The organism is Streptomyces sp. Ag109_O5-10 (genome assembly GCF_900105755.1).
Lineage (GTDB): Bacteria > Actinomycetota > Actinomycetes > Streptomycetales > Streptomycetaceae > Streptomyces.
Map to the genome: position 1 here is coordinate 4,675,481 of NZ_FNTQ01000001.1, position 18,934 is coordinate 4,694,414.

Annotated in this window: 14 protein-coding genes and 1 tRNA gene; 5 read left to right on the forward strand and 10 right to left on the reverse strand. The window is 70.6% G+C overall.

The features are described from left to right. Positions 1 to 73 precede the first annotated feature (73 nt). Positions 74 to 862 (forward strand): GntR family transcriptional regulator, encoded by a 789-nt coding sequence (locus tag BLW82_RS21375; RefSeq protein WP_093500798.1) that lies wholly within the window; start codon positions 74 to 76, stop codon positions 860 to 862. Positions 863 to 870: 8 nt separating this feature from the next. Next, positions 871 to 1,620, forward strand: coding sequence for a glycosyltransferase family 2 protein (locus tag BLW82_RS21380; protein ID WP_093500800.1), 750 nt, complete (start codon positions 871 to 873; stop codon positions 1,618 to 1,620). 40 nt (positions 1,621 to 1,660) lie between these two features. On the opposite strand, the gene BLW82_RS21385 is transcribed toward BLW82_RS21380, so the two are convergent. The 3 genes from BLW82_RS21385 to BLW82_RS21395 are packed head-to-tail and all read right to left on the reverse strand — an operon-like array spanning position 1,661 to position 4,133. Beyond that, positions 1,661 to 2,650, reverse strand: a complete 990-nt coding sequence (locus BLW82_RS21385) for an FkbM family methyltransferase (protein WP_093500802.1) — start codon at positions 2,648 to 2,650, stop codon at positions 1,661 to 1,663. Between the two features lie 3 nt (positions 2,651 to 2,653). Continuing rightward, complete coding sequence (locus BLW82_RS21390) at positions 2,654 to 2,872, reverse strand: ferredoxin (RefSeq protein ID WP_093500804.1); 219 nt, start codon at positions 2,870 to 2,872, stop codon at positions 2,654 to 2,656. A gap of 49 nt (positions 2,873 to 2,921) precedes the next feature. Continuing rightward, on the reverse strand, positions 2,922 to 4,133 hold the full coding sequence (locus tag BLW82_RS21395; protein ID WP_093500806.1) for an amidohydrolase family protein: 1,212 nt from the start codon (positions 4,131 to 4,133) through the stop codon (positions 2,922 to 2,924). Positions 4,134 to 4,394: 261 nt separating this feature from the next. On the opposite strand from BLW82_RS21395, the gene BLW82_RS21400 reads away from it, so the two are divergent. The 3 genes from BLW82_RS21400 to BLW82_RS21410 all read left to right on the forward strand — a co-directional run bounded on the left by BLW82_RS21400 (position 4,395) and on the right by BLW82_RS21410 (position 9,996). Further along, positions 4,395 to 4,844: a DoxX family protein gene (locus tag BLW82_RS21400; RefSeq protein ID WP_093500808.1), complete on the forward strand. Its 450-nt coding sequence runs from the start codon at positions 4,395 to 4,397 to the stop codon at positions 4,842 to 4,844. 120 nt (positions 4,845 to 4,964) lie between these two features. After that, positions 4,965 to 5,444, forward strand: coding sequence for a hypothetical protein (locus tag BLW82_RS21405; RefSeq protein WP_093500809.1), 480 nt, complete (start codon positions 4,965 to 4,967; stop codon positions 5,442 to 5,444). A 343-nt stretch (positions 5,445 to 5,787) separates the two neighbouring features. Next, complete coding sequence (locus BLW82_RS21410; RefSeq protein WP_093500811.1) at positions 5,788 to 9,996, forward strand: nSTAND1 domain-containing NTPase; 4,209 nt, start codon at positions 5,788 to 5,790, stop codon at positions 9,994 to 9,996. A 253-nt stretch (positions 9,997 to 10,249) separates the two neighbouring features. On the opposite strand, the gene BLW82_RS21415 is transcribed toward BLW82_RS21410, so the two are convergent. From BLW82_RS21415 to gnd, 7 genes are all read right to left on the reverse strand, one after another. After that, a tRNA-Ile gene (locus tag BLW82_RS21415) sits at positions 10,250 to 10,326 on the reverse strand. A gap of 111 nt (positions 10,327 to 10,437) precedes the next feature. Then, positions 10,438 to 11,208: a DUF3566 domain-containing protein gene (locus tag BLW82_RS21420; RefSeq protein WP_093500812.1), complete on the reverse strand. Its 771-nt coding sequence runs from the start codon at positions 11,206 to 11,208 to the stop codon at positions 10,438 to 10,440. 19 nt (positions 11,209 to 11,227) lie between these two features. Further along, positions 11,228 to 13,822 (reverse strand): DNA gyrase subunit A, encoded by a 2,595-nt coding sequence (gene gyrA / locus BLW82_RS21425; protein ID WP_093500814.1) that lies wholly within the window; start codon positions 13,820 to 13,822, stop codon positions 11,228 to 11,230. A gap of 42 nt (positions 13,823 to 13,864) precedes the next feature. Next, entirely contained in the window at positions 13,865 to 15,946 is a 2,082-nt protein-coding gene (gene gyrB / locus BLW82_RS21430) for a DNA topoisomerase (ATP-hydrolyzing) subunit B (protein WP_093500816.1), read from the reverse strand. 374 nt (positions 15,947 to 16,320) lie between these two features. Beyond that, the gene (locus BLW82_RS21435) at positions 16,321 to 16,848 is read right to left on the reverse strand and encodes a DciA family protein (protein WP_093500817.1); all 528 of its coding nucleotides are present in this window, start codon (positions 16,846 to 16,848) and stop codon (positions 16,321 to 16,323) included. Next, on the reverse strand, positions 16,845 to 17,966 hold the full coding sequence (gene recF, locus BLW82_RS21440; RefSeq protein ID WP_093500819.1) for a DNA replication/repair protein RecF: 1,122 nt from the start codon (positions 17,964 to 17,966) through the stop codon (positions 16,845 to 16,847). Before recF ends, BLW82_RS21435 begins: the two co-directional genes overlap by 4 nt. Positions 17,967 to 18,057: 91 nt before the next feature. Further along, positions 18,058 to 18,933, reverse strand: a complete 876-nt coding sequence (gene gnd, locus BLW82_RS21445; protein ID WP_093500821.1) for a phosphogluconate dehydrogenase (NAD(+)-dependent, decarboxylating) — start codon at positions 18,931 to 18,933, stop codon at positions 18,058 to 18,060. Between the last annotated feature and the right edge of the window lies 1 nt (position 18,934).

Consider the following 18,934-nt stretch of genomic DNA (forward strand, 5'->3'; position numbering starts at 1 on the left):
GACCCGGCCGCGGGTCTCCGCACGCCCGGGACTCGACTCATCAACATCTCTTGAGGAGTCGTAGCCTGATCATGTGCCCAAGGCGTACGAGGAGATCGCCGACGACCTCCGCCGCTCCATCAGGCAGGGCGAGCGCGAGCCCGGCGCCCAGCTGCCCTCCGAAGCGGAGCTGGCCCGGTACTACCGGCGCAGCGTCCCGACGATCCAGAACGCGCTGCGGCTGCTCAGCGCGGAGGGACTGATCGACAAGCGGCACGGCCGCGGCACGTTCGTACGCCGGCCACGCACCCGCGCGGTCCGCGACAACGAACGGCACCAGTGGGAGAAGGACCGCGCCCTGATGCCGGAGGCCACCCGGGCCGAGACGGGTGCGACCGAGCGCGAGACCGGCCTGGTCATCGACGACCTGGTCTTCTACGCCCGCTACCGCGAGCTGGCCGCGCCCGGCGACCTCGCCGGCGCGTTCGGCGTGCCGGAGGGCACCGTGCTCCTGGAGCGCACCTACCGGACCAGGCACGCCGCCGAGACCGCCCCCTTCAGCCTGGTGACCTCCTACCTCGTCCGCGAGATGGTCGCGGCCAACCCGGACCTCCTGGACGAGGCCAACGAACCCTGGCCCGGCGGCACCCAGAACCAGCTGCACACCGTCGGCATCGAGGTCGACCGCGTCGAGGAACGCTTCACCGCCCGGCCGCCGACGCCGGAGGAGGCCCGGGAGCTGGACCTGCCGGCCGGCACCTCGGTGATCCTGCTGCGCAAGACGTCGTACGACACCCACGACCGCATCGTCGACATCACCGCCGTCACGCTCCCCGGCGATCGCACCGAACTGCTCTTCACCACACGTCTGGAAAGGTGGTGAGTGCTGCCGTGACCCGGCGCATCACCGTCGTCACCGCGGTCCACGCGCCGTCGGCCCGCTTTCTGCCCGAGGCCCACACCTCGCTGTGCGCGCAGCGGCTGCCGGACGGCTGGGAGTGGGAGTGGCTGATCCAGGAGGACGGACACGGCGAAGAGGTACACGGCTACGTCCCCGACGACGCGCGGGTGTCGTTCCGGCAGGGCCGCGCCGGCGGTCCCGGGGTCGCGCGCACCATGGCGCTGGCCCGGGCGCAGGGGCCGTACGTCAAGGTCCTCGACGCCGACGACCAGCTGCCTCCGGGTGCGCTGGCCCGTGACCTGGCCGCACTGGAGGCCCGCCCGGACCTCGGCTGGGCCACCTCACGGGCTCTGGACCTGCTGCCGGACGGCTCCACGACCGGTTTCCCGGGCGACCCGGAGGAGGGACCGATCGAGCGCGGGACCGTGCTCGGCCACTGGACGGCGAACGGCTTCCGCGCCCAGGTCCACCCGGCCACCCTCTTCGTCCGCCGCGAGCTGCTGCTGGCCCTCGGCGGCTGGATGGCGCTGCCCGCCTCCGAGGACACCGGGCTGCTGCTCGCCCTCGACGCCGTCAGCCGGGGCTGGTTCTCGGCGGAGGTCGGGCTGCTCTACCGCAAGTGGGAGGGCCAGGTCACCGGCCGCCCCGCCCACACCGACCCGGTGGAGCGGGAGACCCGCATGACGGTCGTGGCGGCCCGGGCCCGGGCGCTGGCGGAGCTCGGGTGGCGGTACGGGTGACCTACGGCTGTACGGCGGTACGACCGTGCTGCCGGGTCGCTCACAGGGTCGCCGCGTCCACCCGCGAGAACACCAGGTCGCTCTCCTCGGTCACCGGGCGGTCCCAGCGGACCGGGACCACCGGTTCGCCGTACAGGGCGCGCGGGTAGCTGTCGGCCGCGTAGCTGTTGGCGAGCCGGTAGACGTGGTAGCCGGCGTCGGTCATGGTGCGCAGCAGGTCGTCCGCGGAGTCGCCCAGCTGGGCCATCCGCTCGGGGGTGACCTCGACGGTGATCTCGGCGTCCGGGCGGAGCTTCCCCAGCAGCGGGGCGAGCCCGCGCACCACCGCTCCCTCGGCGCCCTCCACGTCGATCTTGACGACCCGTGCGGTCTCGACCTCCTCCGGCCGGAGGAGGTCCGGCAGCGGCACGGCCTCGATGTCGAAGCTGGACTCGGCCGGGCCGTCCCACGGGACGATGCTGTTGGCGCCCATGTTGCGGGAGCTGGCGAGCACGAAGGTCAGGGTGCGGTGGGCGTCGGAGACGGCGGCGTTGACCGCGCGGATGTTCCGGCAGCCGTTGAGCGCGCTCTGCTGTTCGAGGCGGCGGTGGAAGGCGGGGGAGGCCTCGACGGCCACGACCCGGCCCCGCTCCCCGACCAGCCGGGAGGCGAGGACGCTGAAGACGCCGATGTTGGCGCCGACGTCGACGAAGCAGTCCCCCGGCGCCAGCCGGCCGCGCAGCCAGCGGGTCATGTGCGGTTCCCACACCCCGAAGAGGTACAGGTAGCGCTGGATGAGGTCCTGGGTGTCGACCGCGAACCGGTCGCCGGCGAGCGTCTCCACGACGCGCCGCCGGGGGTGGTCGCGCAGGTAGGGGTTGAGCGCGCGGGTCGCGAGGGTCTTGCCCCAGGGGCCCGGGAAGTCGCGGACGTAGCGGCGGCCGAGGGTCGCCAGGAGTTCGGTGAGTGGGCCGGCTTCGGCGAATCGGCCCGGTTCGGCGAATCGGTTCGGTTCGGTGAGTCGGTTCGGTTCGATGGGGGCGGTGCTCATCCGCTAGTCGGTGACCCTTCGGCCGTTGATCCGGATCGCCTGCGACGGGCAGCGTTCGGCGATGTCCCGGATCAGCTCGTCGCCGTCCCCGGGTTCCTCCCCGTACTCCTCGCGTCCGGGCAGGACGAAACCGTACCCGTCCTGGAAACCGAACACGGCGGGTGCCCGGAAGGCACACTCACCCGACCCATAACAGACGTCGGCGTCGACGGAGACCTTCATGGGAGGTCCCCTGCCCAGCCGGGGACCCGCTGAACCGGGGCCGCCCCTGCTAGGTGAACGGCAGCTCCAGCATCCGGATCGCGTTGCCGCGCAGCAGCTTGTAGGCGATCTCGGGGTCCAGGCCGCCCACGTGCTCCTGGGCCACCCGCTTGGTCTCCGGCCAGGTCGAGTCGACGTGCGGGTAATCCGTCTCGAAGGTCGCGTTGTCCACGCCGACCGTCTCGATCGCCTCGATGCCGTGCCGGTCCCGGAAGAAGCAGCAGAAGATCTGCCGGTAGTAGTACGTCGAGGGCGGTTCGGGGATCAGGTCCTTCACCCCGCCCCAGGCCCGGTGCTCCTCCCAGACGTCGTCGGCGCGCTCCAGGGCGTACGGGATCCAGCCCATCTGACCCTCGCTGTACGCGAGCTTCAGCCGGGGGAACTTCACCAGGACCCCGGAGAAGAGGAAGTCCATCATCGACGCCATGGCGTTGTTGAAGCTGAGCGAGGCCTGGACGGCGGGCGGCGCGTCGGGCGAGGCGGCCGGCATCTGCGAACTGCTGCCGATGTGCATGTTGACGACCGTCCCGGTCTCCTCGCAGGCCGCGAAGAACGGGTCCCAGTAGCCGGTGTGGATGGACGGCAGGCCCAGGTAGGTGGGGATCTCGCTGAAGGTGACCGCCCGGACGCCCCGCTCGGCGTTCCGCCGGATCTCGGCGACGGCCAGGTCGATGTCCCAGAGCGGGATCAGGCAGAGCGGGATCAGCCGGCCGCCGCTGTCCCCGCACCACTCCTCGACCATCCAGTCGTTGTAGGCGCGGACACAGGCCAGCGCGACCTCCTTGTCGTCGGCCTCGGCGAAGGTCTGCCCGCAGAAGCGGGGGAAGGTGGGGAAGCAGAGGGAGGCCTCGACATGGTTCATGTCCATGTCCTTGAGGCGTTCCTTCGGGTCCCAGCAGCCGGGCCGCATCTGCTCCCGGGTGATGCCGTCGAGCGTCATCTCGTCCCGCGAGAAGCCGACGGCCGCGATGATCCGCTTGTACGGGAAGAGCAGGCCCTCGTACTCCCACCAGTCGGTGGTCTGGCCCGCGGGGTCGGTGGTGAAGCGGTACTTGCCGCCGACGTAGGCGAGTTCACCGATGCCAGCGGTGAAGGGCTTGGGCCCCTTGTCGCGGTACTTGCCCGGCAGCCACCGCTCGAAGAGGTGGGCGGGCTCGATCACGTGGTCGTCCACGCTGATCACCCTGGGCAGATCCTGGGTGCCGGTCGCGTTCTCTGCCATGCCTACCCCCTGCTGCCTGCGGAGTTCCGAAATTATCTGACGGTCCATCAGATCAGCCGTCGGCATTCAGGCTAGGCCCAGGAGCCCGCACCAGCAAGGCCCGCCGCACCCCGCTCCCCGCACCAGCAAGGGCCGCCGCGCCTCGCCTCCCACACCTCGCCCGGAGTTCGCTCCGCCCTCCCTCTTGCGACGCACGCCACCTTCCGCTGAACTGACGAACCGTCAGATAGTTGTTCCAGGGGGTTCCGGGGAGGGTGCGGGATGCGATCAGCCTTGCTGAACGGTGCCGAATGGTTCGCGGTGCTCCGCATCGGGCTCGGTCTGTGGTGGCTGGAGAGCTGGCGGCACAAGGACAAGAAGCAGTGGTTCGGCGGCGGAGGCATCCGGTGGGCGGCCGGTGTCGCCGAGAAGCACCGCTGGCCTGTGGTCCGGCGGGGCTTCGACACCGTCGTCGCGCCACGCCCGCGGCTGATGGCCTACGTCGTGGCCTACGCGGAGCTCGCCCTCGGCCTCGGACTGACGGCCGGCTTCCTCACCCCGATCGCGCTGGTGGCCGGGTTCCTGCTCAACCTGATCTACCTGGTCCTCATGATCCACGACTGGGCGGAACAGGGGCAGAACCTGATGATGGCCCTGATCTCCCTGGCCGGCCTGTTCGCGATGAACTGGCAGACCTGGTCCGTGGACTCGGCACTGGGACTGTTCGGCTGACCGACGGGAGCCTCCGCTGCGGGCGCCCTCGGAAAGGGCACGGAGAACTGCGCGCCCAACCCCCACTCACCCGCAGCGACCCACCGCCCTCATCACGGCACGCCCACCGAGGAGGCACAGATGACGACCGACCCCTCGACGTTCCCCTCCGGCACCCCCTCGGCGGAAACCCTGAGAACGATGCACGTGGCCCGCGCCCACAGCGCCTACGAGCGTGCGGTGGCCGCCTGCCGCCACGCGAAAATCGCTCCCGACGCCGCCCAGACCGTACCGACCAGTCCCGTCGGCCGAGCCGCGAACGCCCTCCGGCTGTCGGCCCAGTCGCTCAGCGCCCTGGCCGGCACCGCACCCGACCCGGCGGCGGACGCCCGCTGCGCCCGCAACGCCGCCGCCACCGCGGCGCTGGCCGCACAGGTGGCCGCCGCCCAGGACGACCGCCCGCAGACGGCCGCGGCCCTGCGCGCGGCCCTCACCGCGTCCCAGGCGGCCGCGACGGCGGCAGGCGGCACCGCGGCCGGACAGGACCCGGCTCTGAACGCGAAGGCCGACGACGCGGAGGAAGGGGCGGTCGCGGCGGCACGCACCGCGGGCTGGATGTGATCCCGTGCCGTTCGGCACCGGTCCCTCCCCACGTGGGGACCGGTGCCGAACGGCGCGGGAGGTGCGGGACCGCCCCTGCGGCCGGAGGCCGACTCAGGGACGGGAGCAACTCGCGTCCTACGGCCGCTCCGGCGGAAGGCCTCCGGCCGAAGGTGACCGAGAACGTGCGGTGCCGTGAGCTGTCTCTGCGGATGCTGAGCTGGTCGGCCGGTCGGGGCGACCCCCGACCACCGCGTTGCTGCGGCGAAATCCTGCCAGCCGAGGGGCCCGTATGAGGAGGGCATGACCTCCGGTCCAGGGCTTCGCCGCAGGTCAGCCATATAAAGTGGGTTTTCCGGTCCGGATGGCGCGCAACGGAGGAAGTAGGGAGTGGAGAGCCTTGGGTCCCGACGCAGGGGCACGCACAGCCTTCGCGGAACGCCTCGCGTTGCTGTACAGGGAGGCCGGTAATCCTCCGCTCAAGCGCGTCGCCGAGGCGGTCGACCGACTGCATCGCGTCGACGAGCGGGGCCGCCCCGTGCGGGTCTCCGCCCAGCGGATCAGCGACTGGCGGCGGGCGAAGAACGTGCCCGCGCAGTTCGTGGCCCTCTCCGCCGTCCTGCAGGTCCTGATCCCACAGGCCCGTCGTGCCCAGCCGACACCGGTCTCCGGCGGACTGTACGACATGCTCCAGTGGCAGAAGCTGTGGGAGCGGGCCGTGGCCGACCCGGTCGGCGAACTGCCCGCACCGGAAGCGGCCGAGGAGACGGGACAGCCCCCGCCGGTCGACAGCGTCTGCCCGTACCGGGGTCTGGCCTCCTACCGCCGTGAGGACGCCCGCTGGTTCTTCGGGCGAGAGCGCAGCACCGACGCGCTGGTCGCCCAGCTGCGTTCCGCGGAGGCAGGCGGTGGCGGCCTGGTGATGCTGGTCGGCGCCTCGGGCGCGGGCAAGTCCTCGCTGCTGAACGCCGGTCTGGTCACCGCGGTCCAGGGTGGCGCCCTGACCGCCGACGGGGACCTCGCCCACCCGCGCCGCATACTTCAGTTCGTCCCGGGTGCGGACCCCGTGAAGGAACTGACCCGCCGCATACCCGAGCTGGCCGAACCGGTCGACCTGCACGATCCGGACGCCGTGCGCGAGGCCGTCACGGCCTGGGCCCGCCGGGAAACAGCGGCCGGCCCTACGGCTGCCGAGGGGACGGCGACCGGACGGGTCACGGCCGAGCAGTCGGCGACCGGACGAACCTCAGCCGAGCAGACGGCGACCGCACGAGCCACGGCCGCATCACCCATCGACGTTTCACGTGAAACACGACCGCCCGCGCAGACCCCTCCAACCCCAACCCCTCCAGCTCCTCCAGCCCCAACCCTTCCAGCCCGTCCGGTCCTGATCGTCGATCAGTTCGAGGAGACCTTCACCCTCTGCGCCGACGAGGCGGACCGACGCGCCTTCGTACAGCTCCTGCACGCGGCCAGCACCCCCGCCGCCCCCGGCGAACCGGCGCCCGCCCTCGTCGTCCTGGGTATCCGCGCGGACTTCTACGAGCAGTGCCTCGGCTACCCGGAGCTGGCCGACGCGCTCCAGCACCGGCACATGGTGCTCGGCCCGCTGACCACGGCCGAACTGCGCGAGGCCGTGACCGCGCCGGCCAAGGCCGTGGGCCTGGAACTGGAACCCGGTCTCGCCGAACTGATCGTCCGCGAGGTGAGCGCGGACGGCCCACGCGGGGCCCATGACGCCGGTGTCCTCCCTCTCCTCTCCCACGCCCTGCTGGCCACCTGGCAGCGCCGCAAGGCGGGCCGGCTGACACTGGCCGGCTACCGGGCGGCCGGCGGTATCCAAGGCGCCGTCGCGGCGACCGCGGAACGCGCCTGGTCGAGCCTGGACCCGGCCGCCCGCAGCGCCGCCCGGGTCCTCCTGCTCCGCCTGGTGCGGCTCGGCGAGGACACCCAGGCGACCCGCAGGCGCGGCACCCGACGCCAACTGGCCGCGGAATCCACCGACCCGGACAAGACGGAGGAGTCGCTCGAAGCCCTGGTCCGGGCCCGGTTGGTGACCCTCGACGCCGACACCGTGGAGATCACCCACGAGGCGCTGCTGCACGCCTGGCCCCGGCTGCGCGACTGGCTCGACGAGGACCGCAACGGCAATCTGCTGCGCCAGCGCCTGGAGGAGGACGGCCGGGCCTGGGACGAGTCGTCGCAGGACTCCGCGCTGCTCTACCGGGGCTCCCGTCTGGAACAGGCCCACACCTGGGCGAAGTCGGCGGGTGACACCTTCCTGACCCGCAGCGCGGTGGAGTTCCTGGCCGCCTCGGTACGGCTGCGCCGGCGCACGGTGTGGATCAGCCGGGCCGCCGTGTCCGCGCTGGTGGTGCTCGCGGTACTGGCGGCCGGTTCGGCCGTGATCGCCCGGCAACAGCGGGACGACGCGGTGTTCGAGCGGGTGGTCGCGGAGGCCGACCGCTTCCAGTACTCGGACCCGTCGCTCTCCGCCCAACTCGACCTGGTGGCCCACGACCTGCGCCAGGACGACGAGGGCGCCAACAACCGCCTGATATCCATCGTCAACGCCCCGCTGGCCACCCCGCTGCTCGGCCACACCGGCGCCGTCTACCTCACCACCTTCAGCCCCGACGGCAAGGTCCTGGCCACCGCCGCCTACGACCGTACGGTCCGGCTCTGGGACGTGAGCGAGCCGACCCGGCCGAAGCCCCTGGGCAAGCCCCTGCTCGGCCACACGAGCTGGGTCTCCAGCGCGGTCTTCAGCCCGGACGGCCGGACCCTGGCCAGCGCCGGCGACGACGGCACCGTACGCCTCTGGAACGTCTCCGACCCGCGCCACCCCGCCTCCCTGGGGGCACCGTCGGCCGGGCACGACGGCACCGTCTACCTCGTCGCCTTCAGCCCGGACGGCAAGACCCTGGCCGCCGCCGACGAGGACCACACCGTCCGGTTGTGGGACGTGCACGACCCGCGCCATCCCGCCTCGCTGGGTACCCTGACCGGCCACACCGAGGCCGTGCGCTCCATCGCGTTCAGCCCCGACGGCCGCACCCTCGCGGCCGGCAGCGACGACAACTCGATCCTCCTGTACGACGTCTCCGACCCCCGCCGCCCGGAGCGCGTCGGCGCTCCGCTCACCGGACACACGGCGACCGTGCACTCGGTGGCCTTCAGCCCGGACGGCCGGACCCTCGCCAGCGGCAGCAAGGACGACACCGTACGGCTGTGGGACGTCGCCGACCGGACACACGCCAAGGCCCTCGGCGCGCCGCTCACCGGGCACACCGGGCCCGTCTGGTCGGTGGCCTTCAGCCCCGACGGCTCCATGCTCGCCGCGGGCAGCGCGGACTCCACGGCCAGCCTGTGGAACGTCGGCAACCCGGCCTTCCCCTCCCAGGTGGGTGAGCCGCTCGCGGGCAGCAGCGGCGAGATGTACGCCGTCGGCTGGAGCCCCGACGGTCACACCCTCGCGACCGGCAGCGGCGACGGCAAGGTGCGGCTGTGGTCGGTCCCGGGTTCGGACATGACCGGCGCGGCGGGGGCGTTCAGCCCGGACGGCCGGGTCCTGGCCACCGGCGGCGGCGACAGCAGGATGCGGCTGTGGAACATCACGGATCCGGGCCGGCCCACCATGCTCGGCAAGCCGTTCACGACCGGGTCGCGGGACCTGCGGTCGATGGTGTTCACCCGGGACGGCCGCACGCTGATCATCCTGACCAGCGAGGACAACCTCAGCTGGGTGCAGCTGTGGAACATCTCCGACCCCGCGCACCCCGCCCAGTACGGTGCGCCGGTCCGGCTGGACACGCGGTACGCGGGGGCCGAGGCGCTGGCGCTGAGCCCCGACGGCCGGACGGTGGCCGCCGACTACGACGACCGGACGGTCCAGCTCCTGGACATCAGCGACCCCGCCCACCCCGCCCGGCTCGGGGAGCCCCTCAAGGGCCACACCGGCTACGTCAACGCGCTCGTCTTCAGCCCGGACGGCAGGTCCCTGGCCAGCGGCAGCGCGGACGGCACCGTACGCCTCTGGAACGTCTCGGACCGGACCCGCGCCAGGCCCCTGGGCAACCCCCTGAAGGGCCACCTGGGCCCCGTCAACACCCTCGCCTACAGCCCCGACGGCCGCACCCTGGCCAGCGGCAGCGACGACGACACGGTCCGCCTGTGGAACGTCTCCGACCCGGCCCACGCGGCTCTGCTCGGCTCCGCCCTCACCGGTCACACCGAGGCGGTGGTCTCCCTGACCTTCAGTCGCGACGGCAAGACCCTGGCCAGCGGCGGCAACGACAACACGGTCCGCCTGTGGAACGTGTCGTCCCCGTCCTCGGCCCACCCCATAGGCCAGTCCATGAGCCCCAACGCCAAGACGGGCAACTTCCTCTCCTTCAGCCCGCGGAGCAACATGCTGGGCGTCTCCAGCGGCTCCGACACGGTCCGGCTGTGGAGCCTCGACGTGGACCAGGCGGTCAACCGCATCTGCGCGGTCACCCGCAATGTCCTGACACCCGCCAAATGGCGCGAGTACCTCCCCCGTCTCGCCTACGACCCGCCATGCGACGCCTGATCCGCCCCCACCCCTGACCGCACTTGAGTGATCCCGATCACAACTGCTCATGACGGCCGAGAAGTTGACTCCCGCCGCACAGGCCACCTTGTTAGGCTGACCACAACCCGGTCGCTGGTGCATCCCCCGTCGCCAGCGACCGGGCCTTTTCATGCCCGGGTCCGCCTCCCCCTCGAACACCGATGACCACGACGAGCACGATGAACACCAAAGCAAAAGACCCCCGATCCATCCGGACCGGGGGTCTTCGTGCTGGTGGGGCTAACAGGATTTGAACCTGTGGCCTCATCCTTATCAGGGATGCGCTCTAACCAACTGAGCTATAGCCCCGCCGCGCTCTGCGGTGTATGTCCCGCGCGCTGACTCCTGAAGATTAGCGCACGACCGGGGCAGTCCCAAAATCGGTTGTCGGGGGATCGTCAGGAGAGGTTTGGACCGGCGTCACTCGTCCTCGGCCAAGGTCAGCTCGACGCCGCCGACGAAGCCCGCGGAGAGGTTGTAGATGAACGCGCCGAGGGTCGCCAGCGCCGTCGCGAGGACGACGTCGATGACCGCGATGATCGCCGTGAACGTCAGGACGTGCGGGAGGGAGAGGAACGCCTGGAGGTCGAAACCGTTCGACTCGTTCGAACCGGTCGCCTCCGAGATCGTGCCGCCGACCGTCGAGAACACGCCCATCGCGTCCAGGACCATCCACAGCACCGCCGCCGCCACGATCGAGCAGATGCCCAGCGCGATGGAGAGCAGGAAGCTGACCTTCATCACCGACCAGGGATCGGCCTTGGCGACCCGCAGCCGGGCCTTGCGGGTGCGCGGGGCGGTGCGGGCCGGGGCGCCCGTACGCGGCCGTCGTACGCCCGCCGCGGGCGCCTGGGCGGCCTGGGCCCCCGGGTAGGCCTGCGGGGGGTGGTAAGGCCCCGCGGGCTGCTCGGCATGCCGTTCCCCGGGCAGCGGGGAAGCCCCCTGCTGCGACGGCTGCGCGGGCGCCGGCCGGTCGCCCGGCGCGGCCGGTCCTCGGGTGTCGGTCACGGTTCCCCCCTGCGCTCCCGGTGCGTCGGACGCGGGCGCCTTGATCGCCTTCAGCTGGGTCGTGTGCGTGTCCGCCTGCTGCGGCGCACCGCTCCCGTCGGACGCGGCGGAGCCACGGCCGCCGCCGTCCGCATCCGTACCCGTAGAGGTACCGGCCGATCCGGCGCCCGTGGCTCCGCTCACGATGACTCACTCCTCGTGCCTACTCGGCCGAGGGCGCCTCACCCTCGTCCGTGCCGCTGGTCGCGACATCCTCGGCGGACTCGTCCACGGCGTCCTCGCCGTCGACTTCCTCCGCCTCGCTGCCGGCCTCGGCGTTACGTGCGATACCCACGACGGCATCGCGCTTGCCCAGGTTGATCAGTTGGACGCCCATGGTGTCACGGCCCGTCTCCCTGACTCCGCTGACTCGCGTACGAATCACACCGCCGGACAGGGTGATGGCGAGGATCTCGTCGTTCTCCTCGACGATCAGCGCGCCGACCAGCGAACCGCGGTCCTCCACGATCTTGGCGGCCTTGATACCGAGGCCGCCGCGGCCCTGGACGCGGTACTCGTCGACACGGGTCCGCTTCGCGTACCCCCCGTCGGTGGCAGTGAACACGAACGTACCGGGTCGAACAACATTCATCGACAGAAGTTCATCCCCCTCACGGAAACTCATGCCCTTGACACCGGAGGTGGCCCGGCCCATGGGTCGCAGAGTCTCGTCGGAGGCGGTGAACCTGATCGACTGCGCCTTCTTGCTGATCAGAAGCAGATCGTCGTCCGCCGAAACCAGCTCGGCACCGATCAGTTCGTCGTCGGAACCGTCCTCGCGCTCCCGCAGGTTGATCGCGATGACACCGCCGGAGCGGGGCGAATCGTAATCCTTCAGAGGCGTCTTCTTGACCAGACCGGCCTTGGTGGCCAGCACCAGGTAGTCCGCCGCGTCGTAGTCCCGGATCGCGAGGATCTCGGCGATCGCCTCGTCCGGCTGGAAGGCCAGCAGGTTCGCCACGTGCTGACCGCGCGCGTCCCGGCCGGCGTCCGGCAGCTCGTACGCCTTCGCCCGGTACACCCGGCCCTTGTTCGTGAAGAACAGCAGCCAGTGGTGCGTGGTGGACACGAAGAAGTGGTCGACGATGTCGTCTTCCTTCAGCTTCGTACCGCGCACGCCCTTGCCGCCGCGCTTCTGCGCCCGGTAGTCGTCCGTCTTGGTCCGCTTCACATAGCCACCGCGCGAGACGGTGACCACGATGTCCTCCTCGGCGATCAGGTCCTCGATGGACATGTCACCGTCGTAGGGCACCAGCATGGTCTTGCGGTCGTCGCCGTACTTCTCGACGATCGCGGCCAGCTCCTCGCTGACGATGCCGCGCTGGCGGACCGGCGAGGCGAGGATCTCGTTGTACTCGGTGATCTTCGTCTGGAGTTCGTCGTGCTCCTGGATGATCTTCTGGCGCTCCAGGGCGGCCAGCCGCCGCAGCTGCATCTCGAGGATGGCGTTGGCCTGGATCTCGTCGATCTCCAGGAGCTCCATCAGGCCCGTGCGCGCGATCTCGACCGTGTCACTGGCCCGGATCAGCGCGATGACCTCGTCGATCGCGTCCAGCGCCTTGAGCAGACCGCGCAGGATGTGCGCCCGCTCCTCGGCCTTGCGCAGCCGGAAGCGGGTCCGGCGGACGATGACCTCGATCTGGTGCGTCACCCAGTGCCGGATGAACGCGTCCAGCGAGAGAGTGCGCGGCACGCCGTCCACCAGGGCCAGCATGTTGGCGCCGAAGTTGGTCTGCAGGTCGGTGTGCTTGTACAGGTTGTTCAGGACGACCTTGGCGACCGCGTCCCGCTTCAGCACGATGACCAGGCGCTGACCGGTGCGCGAGGAGGTCTCGTCCCGGACGTCCGCGATGCCGCCGACCTTGCCGTCCTTCACCAGGTCGGCGATCTTCTGCGCGAGGTTGTCGGGGTTCACCTGGTACGGCAGCTCCGTCACCACCAGGCACTGGCGGTTCTGGATCTCCTCGACCTCGACGACCGCGCGCATGGTGATCGAGCCGCGGCCCGTGCGGTAGGCCTCCTCGATGCCCTTGCGGCCGACGACCAGAGCGCCGGTCGGGAAGTCGGGGCCCTTGATGCGCTCGATCAGCGCGTCCAGGAGCTCCTCGTGCGAGGCCTCCGGGTTCTCCAGGCACCACTGGGCACCGGCGGCGACCTCGCGCAGGTTGTGCGGCGGGATGTTGGTCGCCATGCCGACCGCGATACCGGCGGAGCCGTTGATCAGCAGGTTCGGGAAGCGGGCCGGCAGGACGGTCGGCTCCTGGGAGCGGCCGTCGTAGTTGTCCGTGAAGTCGACGGTCTCCTCGTCGATGTCGCGGACCATCTCCATCGACAGCGGCGCCATCTTGCACTCGGTGTACCGCATGGCGGCCGCCGGGTCGTTGCCCGGGGAGCCGAAGTTGCCGTTGGAGTCGACGAGCGGCATGCGCATCGACCAGGGCTGGGCGAGGCGGACGAGCGCGTCGTAGATCGAGGAGTCGCCGTGCGGGTGGTAGTTGCCCATGACGTCGCCGACGACACGGGCGCACTTGTAGAAGCCGCGCTCCGGGCGGTAGCCGCCGTCGTACATCGCGTACAGCACGCGCCGGTGGACGGGCTTGAGACCGTCCCGGACGTCGGGCAGCGCACGGGACACGATGACGGACATCGCGTAGTCGAGGTACGAGCGCTGCATCTCCGTCTCGAGCCCGACGGGCTCGATGCGCATCACGACGTCGCCGCCCTCTTCAGGGGTGACGGGGGTGTTCTCGTCGGCCATAGCTGGTGAGGATCCTTCCTGGTGCGGTCAGCTGAGACCGACTCAGATGTCGAGGAAGCGGACGTCCTTGGCGTTGCGCTGGATGAACTGGCGGCGGGCCTCTACGTCTTCGCCCATCAGGACCGAGAACAGGTCGTCGGCCTGGGCCGCGTCGTCGAGGGTGACCTGGCCGAGGACGCGGTGGTCGACGTCCATGGTGGTCACGCGCAGTTCCTCGGCGTTCATCTCGCCGAGGCCCTTGAAGCGCTGGATCGAGTCCTCCTTGACCCGCTTGCCACGCTGCCGCCCCAGCTCCAGGAGGGCGTCGCGCTCGCGGTCGGAGTAGGCGTACTCGACCTCGTCCCGGCCCCACTTGATCTTGTAGAGCGGGGGACGGGACAGGTACACGTGCCCCTGCTCCACCAGGTCCCGCATGAAGCGGAACAGGAAGGTCAGCAGCAGGGTGTTGATGTGCTGGCCGTCGACGTCGGCGTCCGCCATCAGGATGATCTTGTGATAGCGGAGCTTCTCGATGTCGAAGTCCTCGTGCACGCCCGTGCCGAAGGCCGAGATCAGCGCCTGGATCTCCTGGTTCTGCAGGATCTTGTCGATCCGAGCCTTCTCGACGTTGAGGATCTTGCCGCGGATCGGGAGGATCGCCTGGTACTGCGGGTTGCGGCCGGACTTGGCCGAACCGCCGGCGGAGTCACCCTCGACGATGAAGATCTCGCACTTGGTGGGGTCGTTGGACTGGCAGTCCGAGAGCTTGCCCGGCAGCGAGGCGCTCTCCAGCAGGCCCTTGCGGCGGGTGAGGTCGCGGGCCTTGCGGGCCGCCACGCGCGCGGTGGCCGCCTGGATGCCCTTGCGGATGATGTCCGCGGCCTCCACCGGGTTGCGGTCCAGCCAGTCGTTCAGGTGCTCGTAGACCGCCTTCTGCACGAAGGTCTTGGCCTCCGTGTTGCCCAGCTTGGTCTTCGTCTGACCCTCGAACTGCGGCTCGCTGAGCTTGACCGAGATGATCGCCGTCAGGCCCTCGCGGATGTCGTCACCGGTGAGGTTGTCGTCCTTCTCCCGGAGCAGCTTCTTGTCGCGCGCGTACTTGTTGATCAGCGAGGTGAGCGCCGCGCGGAAGCCCTCCTCGTGGGTGCCGCCCTCGTGGGTGTGGATGATGTTGGCGAACGAGTACACGCCCTCGCTGTAGCCGCTGTTCCACTGCATGGCGACCTCGAGGGACAGGCTCTTGTCCCTGTCCTCGGCCTCCAGGTCGATGATCGTGGGGTGGACCACGTCTCCCTTGCGGGAGTTGAGGTACTTCACGAAGTCGACGATGCCGCCCTCGTAGTGGTACGTGACGGTCTTGACCTCGGCCTTCTCGTCCGCACCCGCCTCGTCCGCGCCGGCCACGGCCTTCGCCGACTCACGCTCGTCGGTGAGCCGGATCGTCAGGCCCTTGTTGAGGAACGCCATCTCCTGGAAGCGCCGCGACAGCGTCTCGAAGGAGTACTCGGTCGTCTCGAAGATGTCCGGGTCGGCCCAGAACGTGACCGAGGTGCCGGTCTCGTCGGTCTCCTCGTGCCTGGCCAGCGGCGCCGTGGGGACGCCCAGCTTGTAGTCCTGCGTCCAGCGGTAACCGTCGGTCTTGATCTCGACGGACACCCGGCTCGACAGCGCGTTCACGACGGACACACCCACACCGTGCAGACCGCCGGAGACGGCGTAACCGCCACCGCCGAACTTGCCACCCGCGTGCAGCACGGTCAGCACGACCTCGACGGCCGGCTTGCCCTCGGACGCCACGATGCCGACCGGGATGCCACGGCCGTTGTCCACGACGCGCACGCCGCCGTCGGCCAGGACCGTCACGTCGATGGTGTCCGCGTAGCCGGCGAGGGCCTCGTCGACGGAGTTGTCCACAACCTCGTACACCAGGTGGTGCAGGCCGCGCTCGCCGGTCGAGCCGATGTACATACCGGGCCGCTTGCGGACCGCGTCCAGCCCTTCGAGCACGGTGATGGCACTGGCGTCGTACGAACCGGCGACGGCGCCAGAACCAGCGGCGTCACCGTGCGCGCCGGCGTCGGTGGACGGGATGTTCTCGTTGGGGTTGCCGGAATCGGCCACGAAGCGCCCTTTCTGGCACAGCACGAGCCAGGCTCGTCGGCGGGTTGCCGGAGCGGCTGCGGCATGTTGCGTTGGTAAGCCTTGATCAGCGTTGCTCAGCTTTTCCCGGACGGTCCCCACGTTCGGGGCGGGATTGTCTTCCAGTCTACCGGTAGCGCCGACAGTGATGGGGGTTTGCCGGTACCTGAGTCCGCATGTGCCGCCCTGAACCGGCCTGTGCCGACTCCCGATATACGGATGGGGGCTCCAAGAGGCTCACGGAGGCACTCAGCGCTTCCGGCTGTCAACCCTTGGCTACTCCGGCGTCAGGTCGCGATTCGCAACCGCGTGCGGTCGTACGACGATCAGCCGGGGCGGCCGTGGAACGGCACCGCACCCGGCCGGGATCGTGACGTAAGTCACCCGTAGGTATCCCCGGGACCCGTGCTCCCAGGGGCCCGCAGCGGGCCGTAGCGCCGGGCCGGACCGCCCGGATTGAGCACCTTGATCAGCCGTACGGTGCCGTGCCCCAGGTCCTCGTTCAGACGGGCGACCAGCGCGGGCGCGAGGTGGCGCAGCTGGGTCGCCCAGGCCGTGGAGTCGCACTGGACGACCAGCACCCGCTCGTCCTCGTCGTAGCGCTGCGGCACACAGTGCTTGGCCAGATCCTCGCCGACGATCTCCGGCCAGCGGCCCATCACCCCGCCCACCGCGGCCGGAGTCTCCCAGCCGCGCTCGGTGATCAGCCGGTTGATCGCGGAACCCAGCGCCATCGGGTCGCGGCCGTCGGCGCGCGCGCCGGAGCGCAGGCCACCGCGTCGCGCCTGCTTCTTCTGCTGCGCTGCGTCGCCACGCGCGCGTGCCGCCTCCTTGGCCGCCCTGAGCGCCACGCGCGCGAGGTCGACACCGGAGGGCTCCTCCCGGGGCGCGGGTCCTTCGGTGCTCATGCCCGCTCCACCGTCCCGTCGGCCACCGCGTACCGCGTACCGGCGAGGATGTGCGGTACGTCGTCGTCCACGGCGGCGGTGACCAGCACCTGCTCGCCGGGCGCGACCAGCTCCGCCAGCCGCTCCCGGCGCCGGGCGTCCAGTTCGGCGAACACGTCGTCGAGCACCAGCACCGGCTCGTTCCCCTCGGCACGCAGCAGGTCGTACGAGGCGAGGCGCAGCGCCAGCGCGTACGACCAGGACTCGCCGTGCGAGGCGTAGCCCTTGGCGGGCAGCTGCCCCAGCTTGAGGACCAGGTCGTCGCGGTGCGGGCCGACCAGGGTCACGCCCCGCTCGATCTCCTGCTTGCGGACGTCCGCCAGCGCCGCCGTCAGCTGGCCGTACAGATCCTCGCGCGTGTGCGCCTCGCCGGGCGCCGACGGCCGGTACTCCAGCGCGACGGGACCACCGCCCGGCGCCAGCTGCTCGTAAGCCTTGTCCGCCAGGGGCTGGATGGCGGCGACCAGGTCGAGCCGCTGGGCGAGCAGCTCGGCGCCGGCCCGCGCGAGGTGCTGGTCCCACACGTCGAGCGTGGACAGGTCCATGGAACGGCCGCCGTGCCGCCGGGCGAGGGCGGCCGATTTCAACAGCGTGTTCCGCTGCTTGAGCACCCGCTCGTAGTCGGACCGCACGCCCGCCATCCGCGGAGAGCGCGCCGTGACCAGCTCGTCCAGGAAGCGGCGCCGCTCCCCGGGATCACCCTTCACCAGCGCGAGGTCCTCGGGCGCGAACAGCACGGTCCGTACGATCCCCAGCACGTCACGCGGCCTGACCTGCGAGGACCTGTTGATGCGGGCGCGGTTGGACTTGCCGGGGTTCAGCTCCAGCTCGACCAGCTGCTGCCGGTCGCCCTGCCGGATCTGCGCCCGGATGATCGCCCGGTCGGCGCCCATGCGGACCAGCGGCGCGTCGGAGGCGACCCGGTGGCTGCCGAGGGTGGCGAGGTAGCCGACGGCCTCGACGAGGTTGGTCTTGCCCTGGCCGTTGGGGCCGACGAAGGCGGTGACGCCCGGGTCGAGCGGGACCTCGACCCGGGCGTAGGAGCGGAAGTCGGCCAGCGACAGATGCGTGACGTGCATGGGTTCTCGCCGACCTCCCCGTGACCTGCTGCTTCGTCTCTGCCTGGTACTGCTTCTCGGTACTGCTGGTTCTTCCGGTTCTGCTTCGGTGCTACTTCGCCTCTACGGCGTGGCCGCCGAACTGGTTGCGCAGCGCGGCGATCATCTTCATCTGCGGCGAGTCGTCCTGCCGGGAGGCGAACCGCGCGAACAGCGAGGCGGTGATCGCGGGCAGCGGCACCGCGTTGTCTATCGCGGCTTCCACAGTCCACCGGCCCTCGCCGGAGTCCTGTGCAAAACCCTTCAGCCTGTCCAGGTGCTCGTCCTCGTCGAGGGCGTTCACCGCGAGGTCGAGCAGCCAGGAACGGATGACCGTCCCCTCCTGCCAGGAGCGGAAGACCTCGCGCACGTCCGTGACGGAGTCGACCTTCTCCAGGAGCTCCCAGCCCTCGGCGTAGGCCTGCATCATCGCGTACTCGATGCCGTTGTGGACCATCTTCGCGAAGTGGCCCGCACCGACCTTGCCGGCGTGCACCGAACCGAAGTCGCCCTCGGGCTTGAGCGCGTCGAAGACCGGCCGGACCTTCTCGACGTGCTCGGCGTCGCCGCCGTACATCAGGGCGTAGCCGTTCTCCAGGCCCCAGACACCGCCGGAGACGCCGCAGTCGACGAACCCGATGCCCTTGGCCGCCAGCTCCTCGGCGTGCCTCTCGTCGTCCGTCCAGCGGGAGTTGCCGCCGTCGACGACCACGTCACCGGGCTCCAGGAGCTCGGCCAGCTCGTCGATCGTGGACTGCGTCGGTGCCCCGGCCGGGACCATCACCCACACCACGCGCGGCCCGCTGAGCTTGCCCACAAGCTCTTCCAGGCTGTGGACATCGGCGAGGTCCGGGTTGCGGTCGTATCCGACGACGGTGTGGCCCGCGCGGCGGATCCGCTCGCGCATGTTGCCGCCCATCTTGCCGAGGCCGACGAGACCGAGCTCCATC